Origin of the sequence: Streptacidiphilus sp. MAP12-20, assembly GCF_041262525.1 — a bacterium.
Classification (GTDB): Bacteria; Actinomycetota; Actinomycetes; order Streptomycetales; family Streptomycetaceae; genus Streptacidiphilus.
The window spans coordinates 1-13,090 of the sequence record NZ_JBGCCK010000046.1; the positions used below are offsets into that span (position 1 = coordinate 1).

The 13,090-nt window shown below is 68.4% G+C and carries 12 protein-coding genes; 7 read left to right on the forward strand and 5 right to left on the reverse strand.

Features of this window, described 5'->3' with window-relative positions; genetic code table 11:
* Positions 1 to 613: 613 nt before the first annotated feature.
* From ABIA32_RS33285 to ABIA32_RS33295, 3 genes are all read left to right on the forward strand, one after another.
* Positions 614 to 1,042: a hypothetical protein gene (locus ABIA32_RS33285; protein WP_370103576.1), complete on the forward strand. Its 429-nt coding sequence runs from the start codon at positions 614 to 616 to the stop codon at positions 1,040 to 1,042.
* 4 nt (positions 1,043 to 1,046) lie between these two features.
* On the forward strand, positions 1,047 to 1,457 hold the full coding sequence (locus ABIA32_RS33290; protein WP_370103578.1) for a hypothetical protein: 411 nt from the start codon (positions 1,047 to 1,049) through the stop codon (positions 1,455 to 1,457).
* A gap of 357 nt (positions 1,458 to 1,814) precedes the next feature.
* Entirely contained in the window at positions 1,815 to 2,219 is a 405-nt protein-coding gene (locus ABIA32_RS33295; protein ID WP_370103580.1) for a hypothetical protein, read from the forward strand.
* Positions 2,220 to 2,267: 48 nt separating this feature from the next.
* Here the strand turns inward: ABIA32_RS33295 and ABIA32_RS33300 are convergent, their stop codons facing one another.
* The 5 genes from ABIA32_RS33300 to ABIA32_RS33320 are packed head-to-tail and all read right to left on the reverse strand — an operon-like array spanning position 2,268 to position 8,038.
* On the reverse strand, positions 2,268 to 2,678 hold the full coding sequence (locus tag ABIA32_RS33300) for a hypothetical protein (RefSeq protein WP_370103582.1): 411 nt from the start codon (positions 2,676 to 2,678) through the stop codon (positions 2,268 to 2,270).
* Positions 2,675 to 4,885, reverse strand: a complete 2,211-nt coding sequence (locus tag ABIA32_RS33305; protein WP_370103584.1) for an integrase — start codon at positions 4,883 to 4,885, stop codon at positions 2,675 to 2,677. The genes ABIA32_RS33300 and ABIA32_RS33305 overlap by 4 nt, the downstream gene beginning before the upstream one ends.
* On the reverse strand, positions 4,882 to 6,603 hold the full coding sequence (locus ABIA32_RS33310) for a hypothetical protein (protein WP_370103586.1): 1,722 nt from the start codon (positions 6,601 to 6,603) through the stop codon (positions 4,882 to 4,884). Before ABIA32_RS33310 ends, ABIA32_RS33305 begins: the two co-directional genes overlap by 4 nt.
* Positions 6,600 to 7,409, reverse strand: a complete 810-nt coding sequence (locus ABIA32_RS33315) for a hypothetical protein (protein ID WP_370103588.1) — start codon at positions 7,407 to 7,409, stop codon at positions 6,600 to 6,602. Before ABIA32_RS33315 ends, ABIA32_RS33310 begins: the two co-directional genes overlap by 4 nt.
* Positions 7,410 to 7,462: 53 nt before the next feature.
* Positions 7,463 to 8,038 carry a site-specific integrase gene (locus ABIA32_RS33320; RefSeq protein ID WP_370103590.1) on the reverse strand — a complete coding sequence of 192 codons (576 nt, stop codon included), beginning with the start codon at positions 8,036 to 8,038 and terminating at the stop codon, positions 7,463 to 7,465.
* A 564-nt stretch (positions 8,039 to 8,602) separates the two neighbouring features.
* On the opposite strand from ABIA32_RS33320, the gene ABIA32_RS33325 reads away from it, so the two are divergent.
* The 4 genes from ABIA32_RS33325 to ABIA32_RS33340 all read left to right on the forward strand — a co-directional run bounded on the left by ABIA32_RS33325 (position 8,603) and on the right by ABIA32_RS33340 (position 13,004).
* Complete coding sequence (locus ABIA32_RS33325; RefSeq protein WP_370103592.1) at positions 8,603 to 8,986, forward strand: winged helix-turn-helix domain-containing protein; 384 nt, start codon at positions 8,603 to 8,605, stop codon at positions 8,984 to 8,986.
* A 225-nt stretch (positions 8,987 to 9,211) separates the two neighbouring features.
* Positions 9,212 to 9,760 carry a universal stress protein gene (locus tag ABIA32_RS33330; RefSeq protein WP_370103594.1) on the forward strand — a complete coding sequence of 183 codons (549 nt, stop codon included), beginning with the start codon at positions 9,212 to 9,214 and terminating at the stop codon, positions 9,758 to 9,760.
* 154 nt (positions 9,761 to 9,914) lie between these two features.
* A complete protein-coding gene (kdpB, locus tag ABIA32_RS33335) occupies positions 9,915 to 12,062 on the forward strand; it encodes a potassium-transporting ATPase subunit KdpB (RefSeq protein WP_370103598.1) in 2,148 nt (715 codons plus the stop codon).
* Between the two features lie 426 nt (positions 12,063 to 12,488).
* Positions 12,489 to 13,004 carry a universal stress protein gene (locus ABIA32_RS33340; RefSeq protein WP_370103596.1) on the forward strand — a complete coding sequence of 172 codons (516 nt, stop codon included), beginning with the start codon at positions 12,489 to 12,491 and terminating at the stop codon, positions 13,002 to 13,004.
* Positions 13,005 to 13,090: the final 86 nt, after the last annotated feature.

Consider the following 13,090-nt stretch of genomic DNA (forward strand, 5'->3'; position numbering starts at 1 on the left):
ACCACGCCAATGGACGCATCCGAGTAGCCGAACCAATCCGACGCAGGATCAAATAGGCCTAATAGCCGACAAGCCACCACAAATCTGATAGACCCACCCCCTCCTCGAAGCAGCCGACCCCAACCAGCTCGGCGGCTACACCTACGCCGCCAACGACCCCGTCAACGGCGCCGACCCCAACGGCCTGCGCGACGACAGCTGCGCCAGCTCGGGCTTCTCCTGCAGCGGCAGCACCGTCACCGACCCCGAAGGCCAGATCGTCAACGGTCAAGGCCAAGTCATCGGCCAGACCACCCCGCCCCACACCTGCGGCGTCGGATCATGCGACCCCAGCGCATGGGGCGACAGCAAAGGCTTCGCCGAACGCCACCACATCTGGGACGACAACACGAACAAGCGCTGGGACGCCTACTGGGCACCCGCCCGCGCCGCCCTCGCAGCCAAGGAAACCGCCGAAGCCAACTACCGCGCTCAGCAGGCCGCCATCGCGGCCCAAGCGAACAAGCCCTGGTGGGAGAGCGTCGGGAGCTTCATCTACCACGCATCCGGCGCCGCTGACGTCGTCGGATGCGTCGAGAACCCCACCTGGGGCCAGTGCGCCCAAGCCGCAGGCATGGTGATCCTCACCGTAGCCACCGGCGGCGAAGACGAAGCAGCCATGCTCGCCGCCAAGGGTCTCGAAGAAGGCGCCAGCGTTGCAGCCGAGGACATCGCCAGCGGAGCACTGAAGGACGCGTCCGACGCGGCGTTCAAGGCCGCAGAGGATCCTGCGAGTATCTTCGTTAAGGACAAGCACCTGGCGAGCTTCGGTGGCAAGTACGCTAAGTTCGCAACCGAAGACATCAGCGAAGCGCAGTCGTGGGTTGCTGAGGCGCTGCAGTCTGATGGTGCAGTTTTCCAAACGAACCGCCTTGAGGGAACATTCAAAGTGGAGACCGATTTGGGGCGCACGGTTGGCACCAAGGGCCAGACAGGAATCAGGGCGATCGTCACAAATGATGGTCGAGTGATAAATTCGTTCCCGTATAAGGTTGGTGGGTGAAACGTTGGAGATCACTTACGGTGGCATCAATGCGAAGGATCTCCGCCACCACAGCCTTGCGGACCTGCTGGTTCACGTTGAGGCCGATCTCAATATCGTAGATCATGAGGAGGTGATCTACAGCGAAAGGGCTTTCCCGGTCGCCGAGCTGGCTCGCGAGTTTGCTCGTTGGCTTGATTTGGCGGCGGAGCCAGAAGTGAATTTCGAGTTCTCGTCAATGTCGTTTGATGAGACCGGGGCCATTGAGATCTCCAGAGTGCCGTCCGGATGGTCCGTCGGCTCAGTATTTACACCTGACAGGCGGAGTGCACCAATTGCGTTCGTGGACTTGGCCGCAACGCTCCGGGAATTCATTGGCAGAGTGCTGCGGGATGTAGAAGCGTTGGGGCTTGATGCGGAGAGCATTCTCCCTTAGGGCAGTTCCAGAAGGTCGCGCTTGCTACTAATGTTGTGGGGGTCCCGTCCACGCGGGGCCCCATCGCGTTCAGCCAAGCCCAATCGCAGATGCTCCGGCTAAGGATAGTGGCTGAAAAGTTCGAAATCTCTTCGCTTGCTGCCCCTGCAAGCCGAGGACTTTCGGTAGTCAATAACGTGCGCGCGGCCCCGATGTCATCGGCAGCTGGACTCCTGGGGACTGACGGCCCGCGCGTACCGCTGAATAAATGAGGCAACCTGACTGCTCCCAGCCCCTCTTGATTGGCAAATAGATTGAGCAAGTCGAAAGCAGATGGGCCAATCAGGTTTCATCCATGGAGGCAGCGGGATCATTCTCGTGGCCGCAGGAATGACTTTCATCTCCATTAGTATCATGGGGATTGTGAAACCGGTCCCGATTGCGGCGCATGTGATGTACTCGATTTTTCTCGCCGGGTTCATTCTGTGGTGCTATCGCAGTGCCCGCCTAGGGGTAACGATCGACCGGAGCGGGGTCGTCGAGAGGTCGCTCGGGCAGACCCGGAGAATCCCTTGGTCTCAAATCAGTGACCTGAAAGTTGAGGAGACGACGGGGCCGATGGGAAACAAGCGCGCGATGCTTGTGATCACAAGCAAGACGCGTGGCAAGATGCCGCTCTCGGCCTCGGCACGCTTCGGCCTGGATAGCGTGCGGGACGTCGCTGTCAGGGCCAGTGAAATGCGCCTGGCTGCGACCGCTGAGCCGGCCAGCACTGAACGTTGACCTCAACCCTTGCTCGACCTGCCAGCGTTCTGAGGAAGCCCACCAGGTTCAGCGGCCAGTCAGGGCCCGAAGCGGCGTGACGTCAGTGTTCTTGCCGCTGAGCAAGTCGCGGAGCTCTTGGTTCTCGAGGGTGAGTCTGGTGTTCTCTGCGAGGAAGCCTTGGACGTCGGCTTTGAGCCGGGCGATTTCGTCGTTCTTGTTCGCGATGGTCGTCTTGAGGGTGACGATCTTCGCGCGGAGGCGGGTCTCGACCTCGGGGATGCCGCCTCGGGTCTTGACGTGTTCGTAGAACTCGGTTTTCAGGTCGAGGTGGCGTTGGGTCAGGGCGTTTCTGGGGACGCCGGCTTCGATGGCCAGCGCGACGATGGTCAGGGCTCCGTTGGAGCGTTCGGGGGTGCCGGCGAGGATGCGGTCCATGGCTGCGCGGATGCGGTCGCGTTCGTCGAGTGCGGGGCTCACGCGGGGCTCTCCTTGGCGGTGGCGCGGGTGCGATCCTGGTCGTCGGCCCAAGTGCGAAGCCGTGAGGCGTTGGTCCGCAGGCGCTCGCCAATGGGTTCGGGAAGCAGCGCGGCCTTGCGTTCCATATGCTCGGCGCGCTGCCGCAGGTCCGCGGCTTGCTGGTCGGTGCGGACGATGTTCCCGCACCCGGGCACGCACCGGTCAAGGACGGGAGCGGTGAGCTGCTCGTCGCCCCGGCACAGGGCCCGGTCGCGCCTGTAGAGGCACAGCAGGAGGGCGTGGGGGTTGTCGAACAGGACGCTGCCGTCGCGGGCGAGGTGACGGCGGGCGAGTTCGTGCTTGACGGGGAAGTCCCGCTTGACCAGGCCGCCCTGGAACAGGGGGCCGGTGGTGGCCTGCAGGAGCGCCCGGCGCGCGGCGGGTCCGGAGACGCCCTCGCCGTCATGGAACCGCTCGGCGAGGTCGGCTGCTGTGTCCGCGGTGGCCAGCCCCGTCTCGATGTCGACGAGCTGGTGGATGCCGCCGCGGCTTCGGGTGCCGTAGCGACCCGACTCGTCCGTGTTCAGGGCGGTGCGCATGTGCCCGTACTGGATGGCGAGGGCGACCAGGCCGCCCGGGCGGCGGGCGATGTGCCAGGCCAGGGTGCGGCGGAATCGAGCCGTGCCGATCCTGCCGTGCGGGTCCGGAGGGATTGCCTCCCCGGGCAGATCCTGCCTCAGTGCCTCGATGTTCACCCACGTCACGAAGTCGTCGATCCGCTCCCGAAGCGCCTCGGAGCCCAGTGATCCGGAACGGGTAGCGGCGCGCGCCGGATCGTGGACGGCCGCGTCGAACAGCAGGGCCCCGTCGGGGACCAGCCGCTCCAGGACCCGGATGGCGTTCACGACGGGGGCGATGGCGACCCAGGGGACGGCTCGCTCGGCTCCGCCGGGAAGGTAGAGCCCGGTGTCGGGGTCGGTGGCTGTCTTGAAGTGCCGACTGCGGATCAGCAGATGTGACTCCTCCGTGTCGCAGTCATCGGTCTCCCCGGGGAGATCCTCGGTGCGGATGAGCAAGAGTGGGCGGCCTTGCCCGGGCCCTGGGTCGGGGCAGCAGCCTGAGCGCATCGCGAGTACCTCCTGCGGGCGGGCGCCGGTCAGGTGGGCACAGACGATGAAGGCGGCGGTGACTAGGTGTCGCAGCAGGGTTGCGGTCTCGGTGTAGTCGACGGCCGTGCGCCAGGGCCGGCCGGCGATGACCCCGGTGACCGGGACGTTCAGCGGGCACGGGCCGGGGTCAGCCGCCACCCGTTCGGCCAACCCGAACCGCTGGTAGGCCTTCTGGACCTGCTGGAGGGAGGCACCTGACGTGCCCGCGAGGTAGGACCGAGCCAGGGCCGGCTTCCCGCGCCACCGTACGGAAGGCAGGGGCCGGCCGGCGGAAAGGAGCGGGGCGAGGTGCGCGTGGAGCGCCTCCCAGCCCGTCGGAGTGCTGGCCTGGGTGAGGGCGGCAGCGCAGAGGCGAAGCTTCTCGCGCTGGGCGCCGATGATGTCGTCGGCCAGGTCCTCGGTCAGGCGAAGTGCCCAGATGAGCAGCGGGCCCATGACGTCCTCCGCCAGGGGTTCCCGGCCGTTCTCCGCGCCCCGGGCGGAGGCTGCGGGGAGGTAGTCGTCCAGGCCGTCCTCGTCCCACGGCGGGCGGGCAATCCCCGTCGGGCTGGCGCTGAGCCGGTCGAAGGCCCACAGCCGCGTCAAAGCGGTCAGGGTGTGGGACATCGTGGCGCGGAGAGTGATCGTCTCGCGCAGGTGGGCCGCGTACTGGTCCAGCTGGGCGCGGTCGCAGGCGGCCAGACTTCGGACACCGCGTTCGTGCAGCCAGAGCGCCAGCTGCCGCCAGACAACGACCGTGGCCAGCGTAGGACTCGCCGCGAGGCGGGTGCGCATCCGCCGTCCCCGAGCGCGCACGAACGTATTCGGCAGTTCGCCGTTGAGGAACGTCCAGGTGATCAGGCGCAGTTCGTCGCGGAAGCCGTCCGGACACGACGCCCAGGGGATGCGGTACAGGACGCTGCTGGGATCGTCGATCAGTGGCGCGAGGGACCACACCGGGTCGCCGTATCGGCCATTCAGGTGGGCGCGCCGGGCGATCACCAGGTGTGCGGGGATGACCGGGGTGTCCGGCCCGGGCTCCACCAGTAGGTGGAGGTCGGCCTCCAGGGGATCGGTCACAAGCTGAGGTCTCCGTTCAGCAGTTCGTCCACGATGGAGCGGTCGGCGTCGGTGATCCGGGCGCGTGCCTGCTGCCAGCCACCGTCACCGACTTTGCGACGCAAGTCCTCCAAGCGGGCGAAGGCGTCACCCCAGCGAGGTTCCCAGGCTGGGGTGGGCAGCACGGTGCCGGCGTTGGCCAGCGCCTGGTGCAGTTGGGCCAGGCGAGGGTGGTGATCGGCGTGGACCCGGGCGTTCTCACAGCCCAGGCAGAGCAGGAACGAGGCGCCGCAGCCGCCGTCGGGCAGCGGAGCTGGGCCGTTGTCGGTCTCGGAGCAGTCCGCGGTCGCGGTCTCGCGGTGACCCGGTGAGCGCTGGTCGACCAGCCGGGCCGTCAGCCGAACCGTCCCGCGGGCCGCCCGCAGCGCGGACGCGGCGCCGGCGGCGACGACGGCGGCCGCGTCGCGCTGGATTCGCTTGTCGGGCAACACGTACTGGCGTTCGTGCGTGTCATTGCTGTGCTGGGTCGGCTCCCCGCGGTCGACCACGACAGTCCGCCGGCCCCGGCGAAATGGCGAGCCGGTGCCCGCCTGCTTCCCCCATCGCACCGCGTCGGCTCTGTCCACGCCGAAGCGCAGCGGCCCGACGGCGGTCAGCCGCTCCAAGTGAGTGGTGGGCCAGCCGACCTGGTGCGGGCGCCAGGCGATGAAGCGGTCGACCTCGGGTGCGAGCTCATGGCCGAGCACACGGGCGAAGCGGGTGGCCTCAAGGGCATGAGTGATCAGCCGGCCCGGCGACCCGGCTCCCGTGTCGGTGACATTCTCGGTCTCGGAGCGCCGCCCCTTGTACTTCCAGACCTCGACCGTATAGGTGGGGTGCCCGTCCCGGCCCGGGTCGGGGACTGCAGTGGGTGCGGGCATCACGTCGATCACGGCCAGGTTCCACCCGAACTCCGCCATCAGCAGCACCCCGAGCGCCGTCGCCTCCATCCTGTCCAGGAACAAGCGCTTCCACGTCACCTCCGTCGACGTTCCACCCACCACAAGCATGAACTGTCGCCGTAGGTTCCCGTTGTCATAGCGGGGGAGGTCGGCGGTGCGGGCGATCAGATCCAGGGCCTGCCCCAGTCGGGCATCTACGCTGCCGGGCGCGAAGCGGCCCTCTTGCCAGCGGTGCAGGTGGACGGCGTTCTCACCGATCCGTAGCCACGCGGCCCGAAACTCCCGCAGCGCGGACGTCTTGATGTGATCGAGCTCGGCCGACTCGTACGACTCCTGCCGCGGGGGCAGTCGAGGCACGCGGCGGGCGAGAGCGTCCGCTACCCGGCCCTCCCGAAGCCGGGGGTCTTCATGAAGCAGCGCGGTCACATGGCGGAAGACCTCTCGCCCTCCCTGGGTGCTCTTCTGGTACAGCCACCACTCGTTGATCACGGAGGCGGTCAACTCGTCCAGATCGCGCGGCGGCCGCTCCCGCTGCGAAACGAACGTCGCGAACGCCCGCACATGCCTGAACACCTTCTCTGAGCTGCCGTGGGAGCTCCACGCCCGCGAGCGGAAGGCGAAGAGCGCGGCCAGGGAACGTCGCAGAGCCGCGGTGCCCGGCAGGGTTGCGAAGTCGTACTCCCGCACAATGCCGGAGCGGTTGCGGTGGTGCACCACCAGGACCTCGAGCGGATCCAGGACCTCGGGCGCGCCATGGTGAGCCGGCGGCAGCGACGCCGAACGCCCGCGACCGCTCATGCCGGCACCACCCTCGGGGAAAGGGCCATCCTGACGTCGATGTCCTGGATGCCCTCGCTCTCCCGGGCCAGTTTCGCGAACACCCCATCCAGGTCTGTGACCTTCTCGCCCCGTGGGTCCTCGGCCTCCCTCAGCAGTGTCAGCAGGTCCAGGTGCCTCACCGGCGCCAGATACCGTTCGACCGTCACCTGCCGGGTCGAATGCCCCAGCAGCCCCTGCACCATCTGCCAGGGATCACCCAGAAGAAGGCCGTAGTGTCTGCGCTCACGCGCTGTCAGCCCGAAGCGCCGGTCGAGTACTTCGTTCAGCGTCACCAGCATCCGCAGCGCGAAGCTGTGCCGCCCGGCGTGCACTGTCGCATACGGCCAGTAGACCCGATGCGGGTCCGACCGGGGACGAGCCGGCGGTTCCAGGGCGGCCCGGCACCGGCGGTTGGACATGCGGAAGACCGCGTCCCACGAGTGCGGGTGGAACGGCAGGCCCGCCTCGTTCAGCCACAACCACAACGGCTCCGGACCCACCGGCCCCTCGGTGAACAGCAGTGTCCGCTCCTGCCAGGTCAACCTGTCCAGCGCCTGCCTGCACACCGTGCCATCCCGGTCCACCCACCGCACCACCCGCCTCGGGCCGGGCGACACCTCGGTGACCAGCCGCATCCGCTCAACGCAGTCGTAGCGGCCCTTGACCTGGGCCTTGCGCACCGCCCACGCCCGCGAGGATTCGACATACGACTCAATGTCGCGCGCCGACTCGGTGGACGCGTAGTACGTGCGGGCCGCCTTCGATCGCGTCGCCTCAGCCGCCACCCGGCCGTGGCAGTAACGGCTGCCGCCCAGACGCTGGTCCGGGGTCTCGAAGATCAGCAGCGAGCCGGCTTCCTGCCTCCGCAGCCCGACGACACCACCAACCGGGTGAACGCCACGTTGCGGTCCTCCAGCCGCCCCAGCCAGCCCGGCTCCACCAGCCCATCTGCTGACTGCCCCCGCAGCCCGATGCCGATCCACAACCGCCACGACCTGGGCGTCAGCCAGTGCATCCCCGCCGCCGGCCGTACCGGCTCCAGATCCGCCAGCGCCGCGCGCACCGTGCCGTCGCCACCAACCACATCGCGCACCGCCACCGGGCTCACCGACACATACTGGTTCTTGTGCGCCCACTTGAAGAAGGTCGCGAAGGCCACCAGCTCACGGTTCGACTTCGACGCGCCGACCCGGCCTGGATTCTGTGGAGCCCTGAACCGCCAGTCCTTGAAGTCCTCCAGGTCCTGGTCCCTCGTCTGCGTCCAGTGCCGCCCGCGACTCGACAGGAACGTCAGCAGCAGCACCAGGTCATCCGCGTAGTTCCGCCGGGTCTCTGTCGTGAACTTCCGGAAGGCCGCAGACTGCCCGTACCGGCACAGCCCCGGATCAATCCGGTGATCCGGCGACACGAACACCGCGTCCCCCTCACGCAGCCCGACACCCGCCCCCTCCAACGTGGGTGCACCGGATCGCTCCACCCAGTCCGACCCGACCCAGAACACACGCCATCTGGTCACCGCGCACCCCTCCAGTAGCCCTTCAACACGCGGACGGTATAGGGAAATGTGCGGTCGGGATCAGCACACCCATGGAGCACCTCCCTGACCCCACGGGCGCATCGGCGGGCCCGAGGGCATCCAGCAGCGTAGGAGCGGCCTGACGGTCGCTCAATCATGGACGTATCAGGTCTTAACGCCCCCTTGACGGGCTGTCGAAGCGGCGGTTCGAAAGACCCGTCAAGCCACCGGGTCGAGCCCGACTGGTCCGGACGCCGCCGCCACGGCGCGGGCGGTTGCTGACGAGACCGGCCGCGCCAAGGTTCCGTCAAATCGGCCGGGCTCGGCGTCAACAGCATGTCAGCGTCGTCGGAGGGCCGTGACGACGTGGTGTTGGATCGTCACTGGGGGGAGCCGTGGACCACGACCGCGTTGCCGCAGCGCCACCCGTCGACCAATGCCATCTCGCGGAAGGACACGCACGTGTCGGTCACCTACGCGCGCGCTCACCGTCTCCGTCTCCGTCTCCGGCACGCGATACCCGCTCCCGCTTCGCCGAGAGCCACAGCGCCCGTCCACGTCGATCCGGCGCGCCGCATCGCCGCGGCGGGCGGCGTGGAACTGGAGCTCACCCGGCTGGAGTTCGACCTCCTGGCACGCCTGGTCGCCCACCCGCTCCAGGTCTTCTCCCGGGATCAGCTGCTGGAGGCGGTCTGGCAGCAGCCCGCTGTCGGTGACGGGCGCACCGTCGACGTGCTGATGACGCGCGTGCGCCGCAAGCTCGGCCCGCGTTTCCGGGCCCTGCTCGCGACGGTGCGCGGGGTGGGCTACAAGTACGACCCGGGCCGCGTCGAAGCCTGGCGCTGAAGCCCTTCGATCAGTCCGCGGCAAGGGGGCATCAAGACCCGCCCGACCTGCGTATCGCCGGCATCAGGGAATACCTCGGGCCGCGCCGGAGGGTGTTGAATCGGAGCCAGCGCAGCCCTCGCTGTCCGTTCCCGCCTGGATCACTTCGAGGGCCGCGTCACGCGGGCGGACCCGGGTCCGCCCGCGTCCAACTCTCGGGCACGGTACGGGAGGAGCGGGAGAGCGGTGTCGTTCGCTCGGGGAAGTGTCGTCGTCGGCGTGAGCGGCACGCCTGGCAGCCTGGAGGCGCTGCGCGCCGCCGTGGGACTCGCACGCGAGCTGCGGCGGCCGTTGGCGCCCGTGCTCGCCTGGAGCCCACCGGGCGGTGAGCTTGCCCAGCGGCGGGCAGCCCAGCCACAGTTGCTGCGCCTGTGCGAACGCGAGGCGCTTGCCAGGCTCCGGGCCTGTTTCGACGCGGCGCTCGGCGGGCCGCCCGCCGACGTCCCCTATGTCCCGTTCGTGGTCCGGGGCCGGCCCGGCCCGGTGCTGGTGAACATCGCCGATCACCCCGACGACGTCATGGTCGTCGGGTCAGGGCCACGGGGCCGCCTCGCCCGGCTGCTCCACGGCGGGACCGCCCGCTACTGCGTCGCCCGATCCCGCTCCCACGTCCTCGTGGTTCCGCCACCGGCTCTGCTCGGCGAGATTCCCAGGCGTGAACGCCATCGCGTCCCCTACTGCTTCGACGAGGTCGAGCAGCGGCTCGGCGCTACTCTGCGAGCGGATTCCCCGTGATCCGCCGGACCAGACAGTGATCTGACGTTACATCAAGGCCATGTCAAGCTTTGCGGAGGTAGCGGCAAGGGAGTGTCAGGAAGTCCGAAGCGACGCGCTTGTCCGTGTTGTGCTGGTGACCGTCCGCTTGTCGTACGAGAAGGCCCGCCTACCGATGCAGTCGCTGAAGTCCCCGGTTCCACAGCAGGATCACCCACCTGTTCCGCCCATCGCCTCCGGCCCGCCGGACCACCGCCGGATCCCGGCCGGATTCCTCGACCCCAAGCAACTGCTGCCATCCGTCCTCGAGGCGCTGCGCAAGCTCCACCCACGGGCGATGGTGAAGAACCCGGTGCTCTTCGTCGTGGAGGTCGGCGCTCTGCTCACCAGCATCTCCGCACTGCTGCACCCCGGAGTTTTCGCCTGGGTGATCAGCGCCTGGCTCTGGCTCACCGTCGTCTTCGCCAACCTCGCGGAGGCGGTGGCCGAAGGCCGGGGCAAGGCTCAGGCCGAGACCCTGCGGCGGGCCAGGACCGACACCACCGCGCGGCTGCTGCGACTGTGGCGGCCCTACCAGCAGGACTTCCAGCAGGAGATCATCCCGGCGAGCGAACTGCGGCCGCTCGACTGCGTGTTGGTCGAGGCGGGGGAGATCATTCCCGGGGACGGCGACGTCATCGGTGGCATCGCCGCCGTCGACGAGTCGGCGATCACGGGAGAGTCGGCTCCCGTGATCCGGGAAGCCGGGAGTGACCGTTCGGGCGTGACCGGCGGCACGAGGGTGCTCTCGGACCGGATCGTCGTCCGGATCACCTCGCGGCCGGGCAAGACGTTCATCGACCGCATGATCGCCCTGGTCGAGGGCGCGCAGCGGCAGAAGACGCCGAACGAGATCGCGCTCAACATCCTGCTCGCCTCGCTCACCATCATCTTCCTGCTGGTGGTGGTCACGCTGCAGCCGATGGCGCTGTACGCCGGAGCCGAGCAGAGCACGGTCGTGCTGGTGGCCCTTCTGGTGACGCTGATCCCCACGACGATCGGGGCGTTGCTCTCCGCGATCGGCATCGCGGGCATGGACCGCCTGGTCCAGCGCAACGTGCTGGCCATGTCCGGCCGCGCCGTCGAAGCAGCCGGCGACGTCTCCACCCTGCTGCTCGACAAGACCGGCACCATCACCTTCGGCAACCGCCGCGCAACCGTCCTGCTGCCGCTGCCCGATGTGGATCCGATGCAACTGGCCCAGGCGGCCCAGGTCTCCAGCCTCGCCGACGAGACCCCCGAGGGCCGCTCTGTCGTCACCCTGGTCGAGGAGCACTACGGGCTGCGGAAACCGACCGAGGGCGAGCTCGGCCAGGCCGAGTACGTGCCCTTCAGCGCGCACAGCCGGATGAGCGGAGTCGACCTGCGCTGGGCGGACGGAGCCACCTGCTCCATTCGGAAGGGCGCGGCGTCCTCGGTCACGAAGTGGGTCCGCGACCGCGGCGGCGCCGTGCCCGTGGAGGCGGATCAGCTCGTGGAGTCCATAGCCGGTTCGGGCGGCACGCCGCTCCTGGTCGCCCTGGAGGACTGGAACGGAGTTCGGGTCCTCGGTGTCATCCACCTCAAGGACGTGGTCAAGGACGGCATCCGGGAGCGCTTCGCCGACCTGCGCAGGATGGGCATCCGCACGATCATGGTCACCGGCGACAACCCGCTGACGGCCGCCGCCATCGCCGCGGAGGCGGGCGTCGACGAGTTCCTGGCCGAGGCGACTCCCGAGGACAAGCTGGCGTTGATCAAGCGGGAGCAGGAGGGCGGCAACCTCGTGGCGATGACGGGCGACGGCACGAACGACGCGCCCGCGCTCGCGCAGGCGGACGTCGGGGTGGCGATGAACACCGGTACCTCGGCCGCAAAGGAGGCCGGGAACATGGTCGATCTGGACTCCAGCCCGACCAAGCTGATCGAGATCGTCGAGGTCGGCAAGCAACTGCTCATCACGCGTGGCGCGCTGACCACCTTCTCCATCGTGAACGACGTGGCGAAGTACTTCGCGATCATTCCGGCGATGTTCGCCGCCGCCTACCCCGGTCTGGGACAGCTCAACATCATGGGCCTGCACAGCCCGACATCGGCGATCACGTCAGCGATCATCTTCAACGCGCTGATCATCGTCGCGCTGATCCCGCTCGCCCTGCGCGGCGTCCGCTACACCCCCTCCAGCGCCTCGGACCTGCTCCGACGCAACCTGGCCGTCTACGGTCTGGGCGGACTGATCCTGCCCTTCGTCGGCATCAAGCTGATCGACCTGGCCGTCGTCCAGTTCGTGCCCGGCCTCGGCTGACCTCTGGACGGGAAGCAGTCTTCGGACGGCGCTCGTCAAGGCTGCGGTAAAGATCGAACACCGGGCATCAGGGGAGCGTCAGACCTGCTCCCTGGCGGTCACAAGCTACGGCAGAGTGATCACTCGACGCGGTCGAACGGCGGGCTGGAAAGAATCTTCCGGTCGGAGATGAGGGGCCATGCCCGCCGTACGGCCGCGCTCAGACCATCCCGGACCGCCCCGGCGGCAAAAGGGCATCAAGGCCGGAGGTCGGAGCGTCAGGGAGGCGTCAAGGACATCCGCAGGCAATCGCCCAGGGTGTCCAATGAATCCAAGAGAGATCGCCCTCGACAGTCGGAACATTCGTCCGCTGTGGGGGAGTCTCGCCGAAGAAACCAAATCCGGTCCCTGTGGGCCGGGCAGTGTCACCGAAAGAAGCGAAGCACCATGGCCGAGAACCGCGTCGTCGTAGGCGTCAACGGATCCGCGAGCAGCCTGGTCGCGCTGCGCCGTGCAGTGGACGAGGCCCGCAGCCGGGACGCCGTCCTGGTGCCGGTGCTGGTCTGGCATCCGGTCGGCGGCGAGATGGCCTACCGCAGCCACCCGTGTCCGCCGCTGCTGAAGCAGTGGGAGCAGGCCGCCTGCGACCGCCTCGACGCCGCCTTCGCGGAGGCGCTCGGCGGCTACCCCGCCGACCTGCGGACCCGGCCGCTGGTCGTCCGTGCCGAGCGGCCCGGTCCGGCTCTGGTGGAGATCGCCGACCAGCCCGGAGACCTGCTCGTCGTCAGCACCGGAAGGCAGGGCCGCCTGGCCCGCCTGTTCCACGGCGCCGTCAGCCGCTACTGCCTGGCCCACGCGGTCGGCGCAGTCCTCGCGGTGGCCCCGTCCACCGCGCCGACGTCGGCGGACCGCACCCGAGCCGGCGCGATGTCGCGCCGCGCCACCCTGTCGGCAGCCGCCTGATTCGAAAATCCCCGCTTCGTGACCGTTTCCGCTGTTCAGGGCGTCCCGATGGGTTGGAGGTTGACTTGGTAGCCGAGTTGGTTCAG

Bases quoted from the DNA above. Each gene is read 5' to 3' on its own strand.
- ABIA32_RS33340 (WP_370103596.1), top strand. From the start codon at position 12,489: ATGGCCGAGAACCGCGTCGTCGTAGGCGTCAACGGATCCGCGAGCAGC.
- ABIA32_RS33310 (WP_370103586.1), bottom strand. From the start codon at position 6,603: ATGAGCGGTCGCGGGCGTTCGGCGTCGCTGCCGCCGGCTCACCATGGC.
- ABIA32_RS33285 (WP_370103576.1), top strand. From the start codon at position 614: ATGGTGATCCTCACCGTAGCCACCGGCGGCGAAGACGAAGCAGCCATG.
- kdpB (WP_370103598.1), top strand. From the start codon at position 9,915: ATGCAGTCGCTGAAGTCCCCGGTTCCACAGCAGGATCACCCACCTGTT.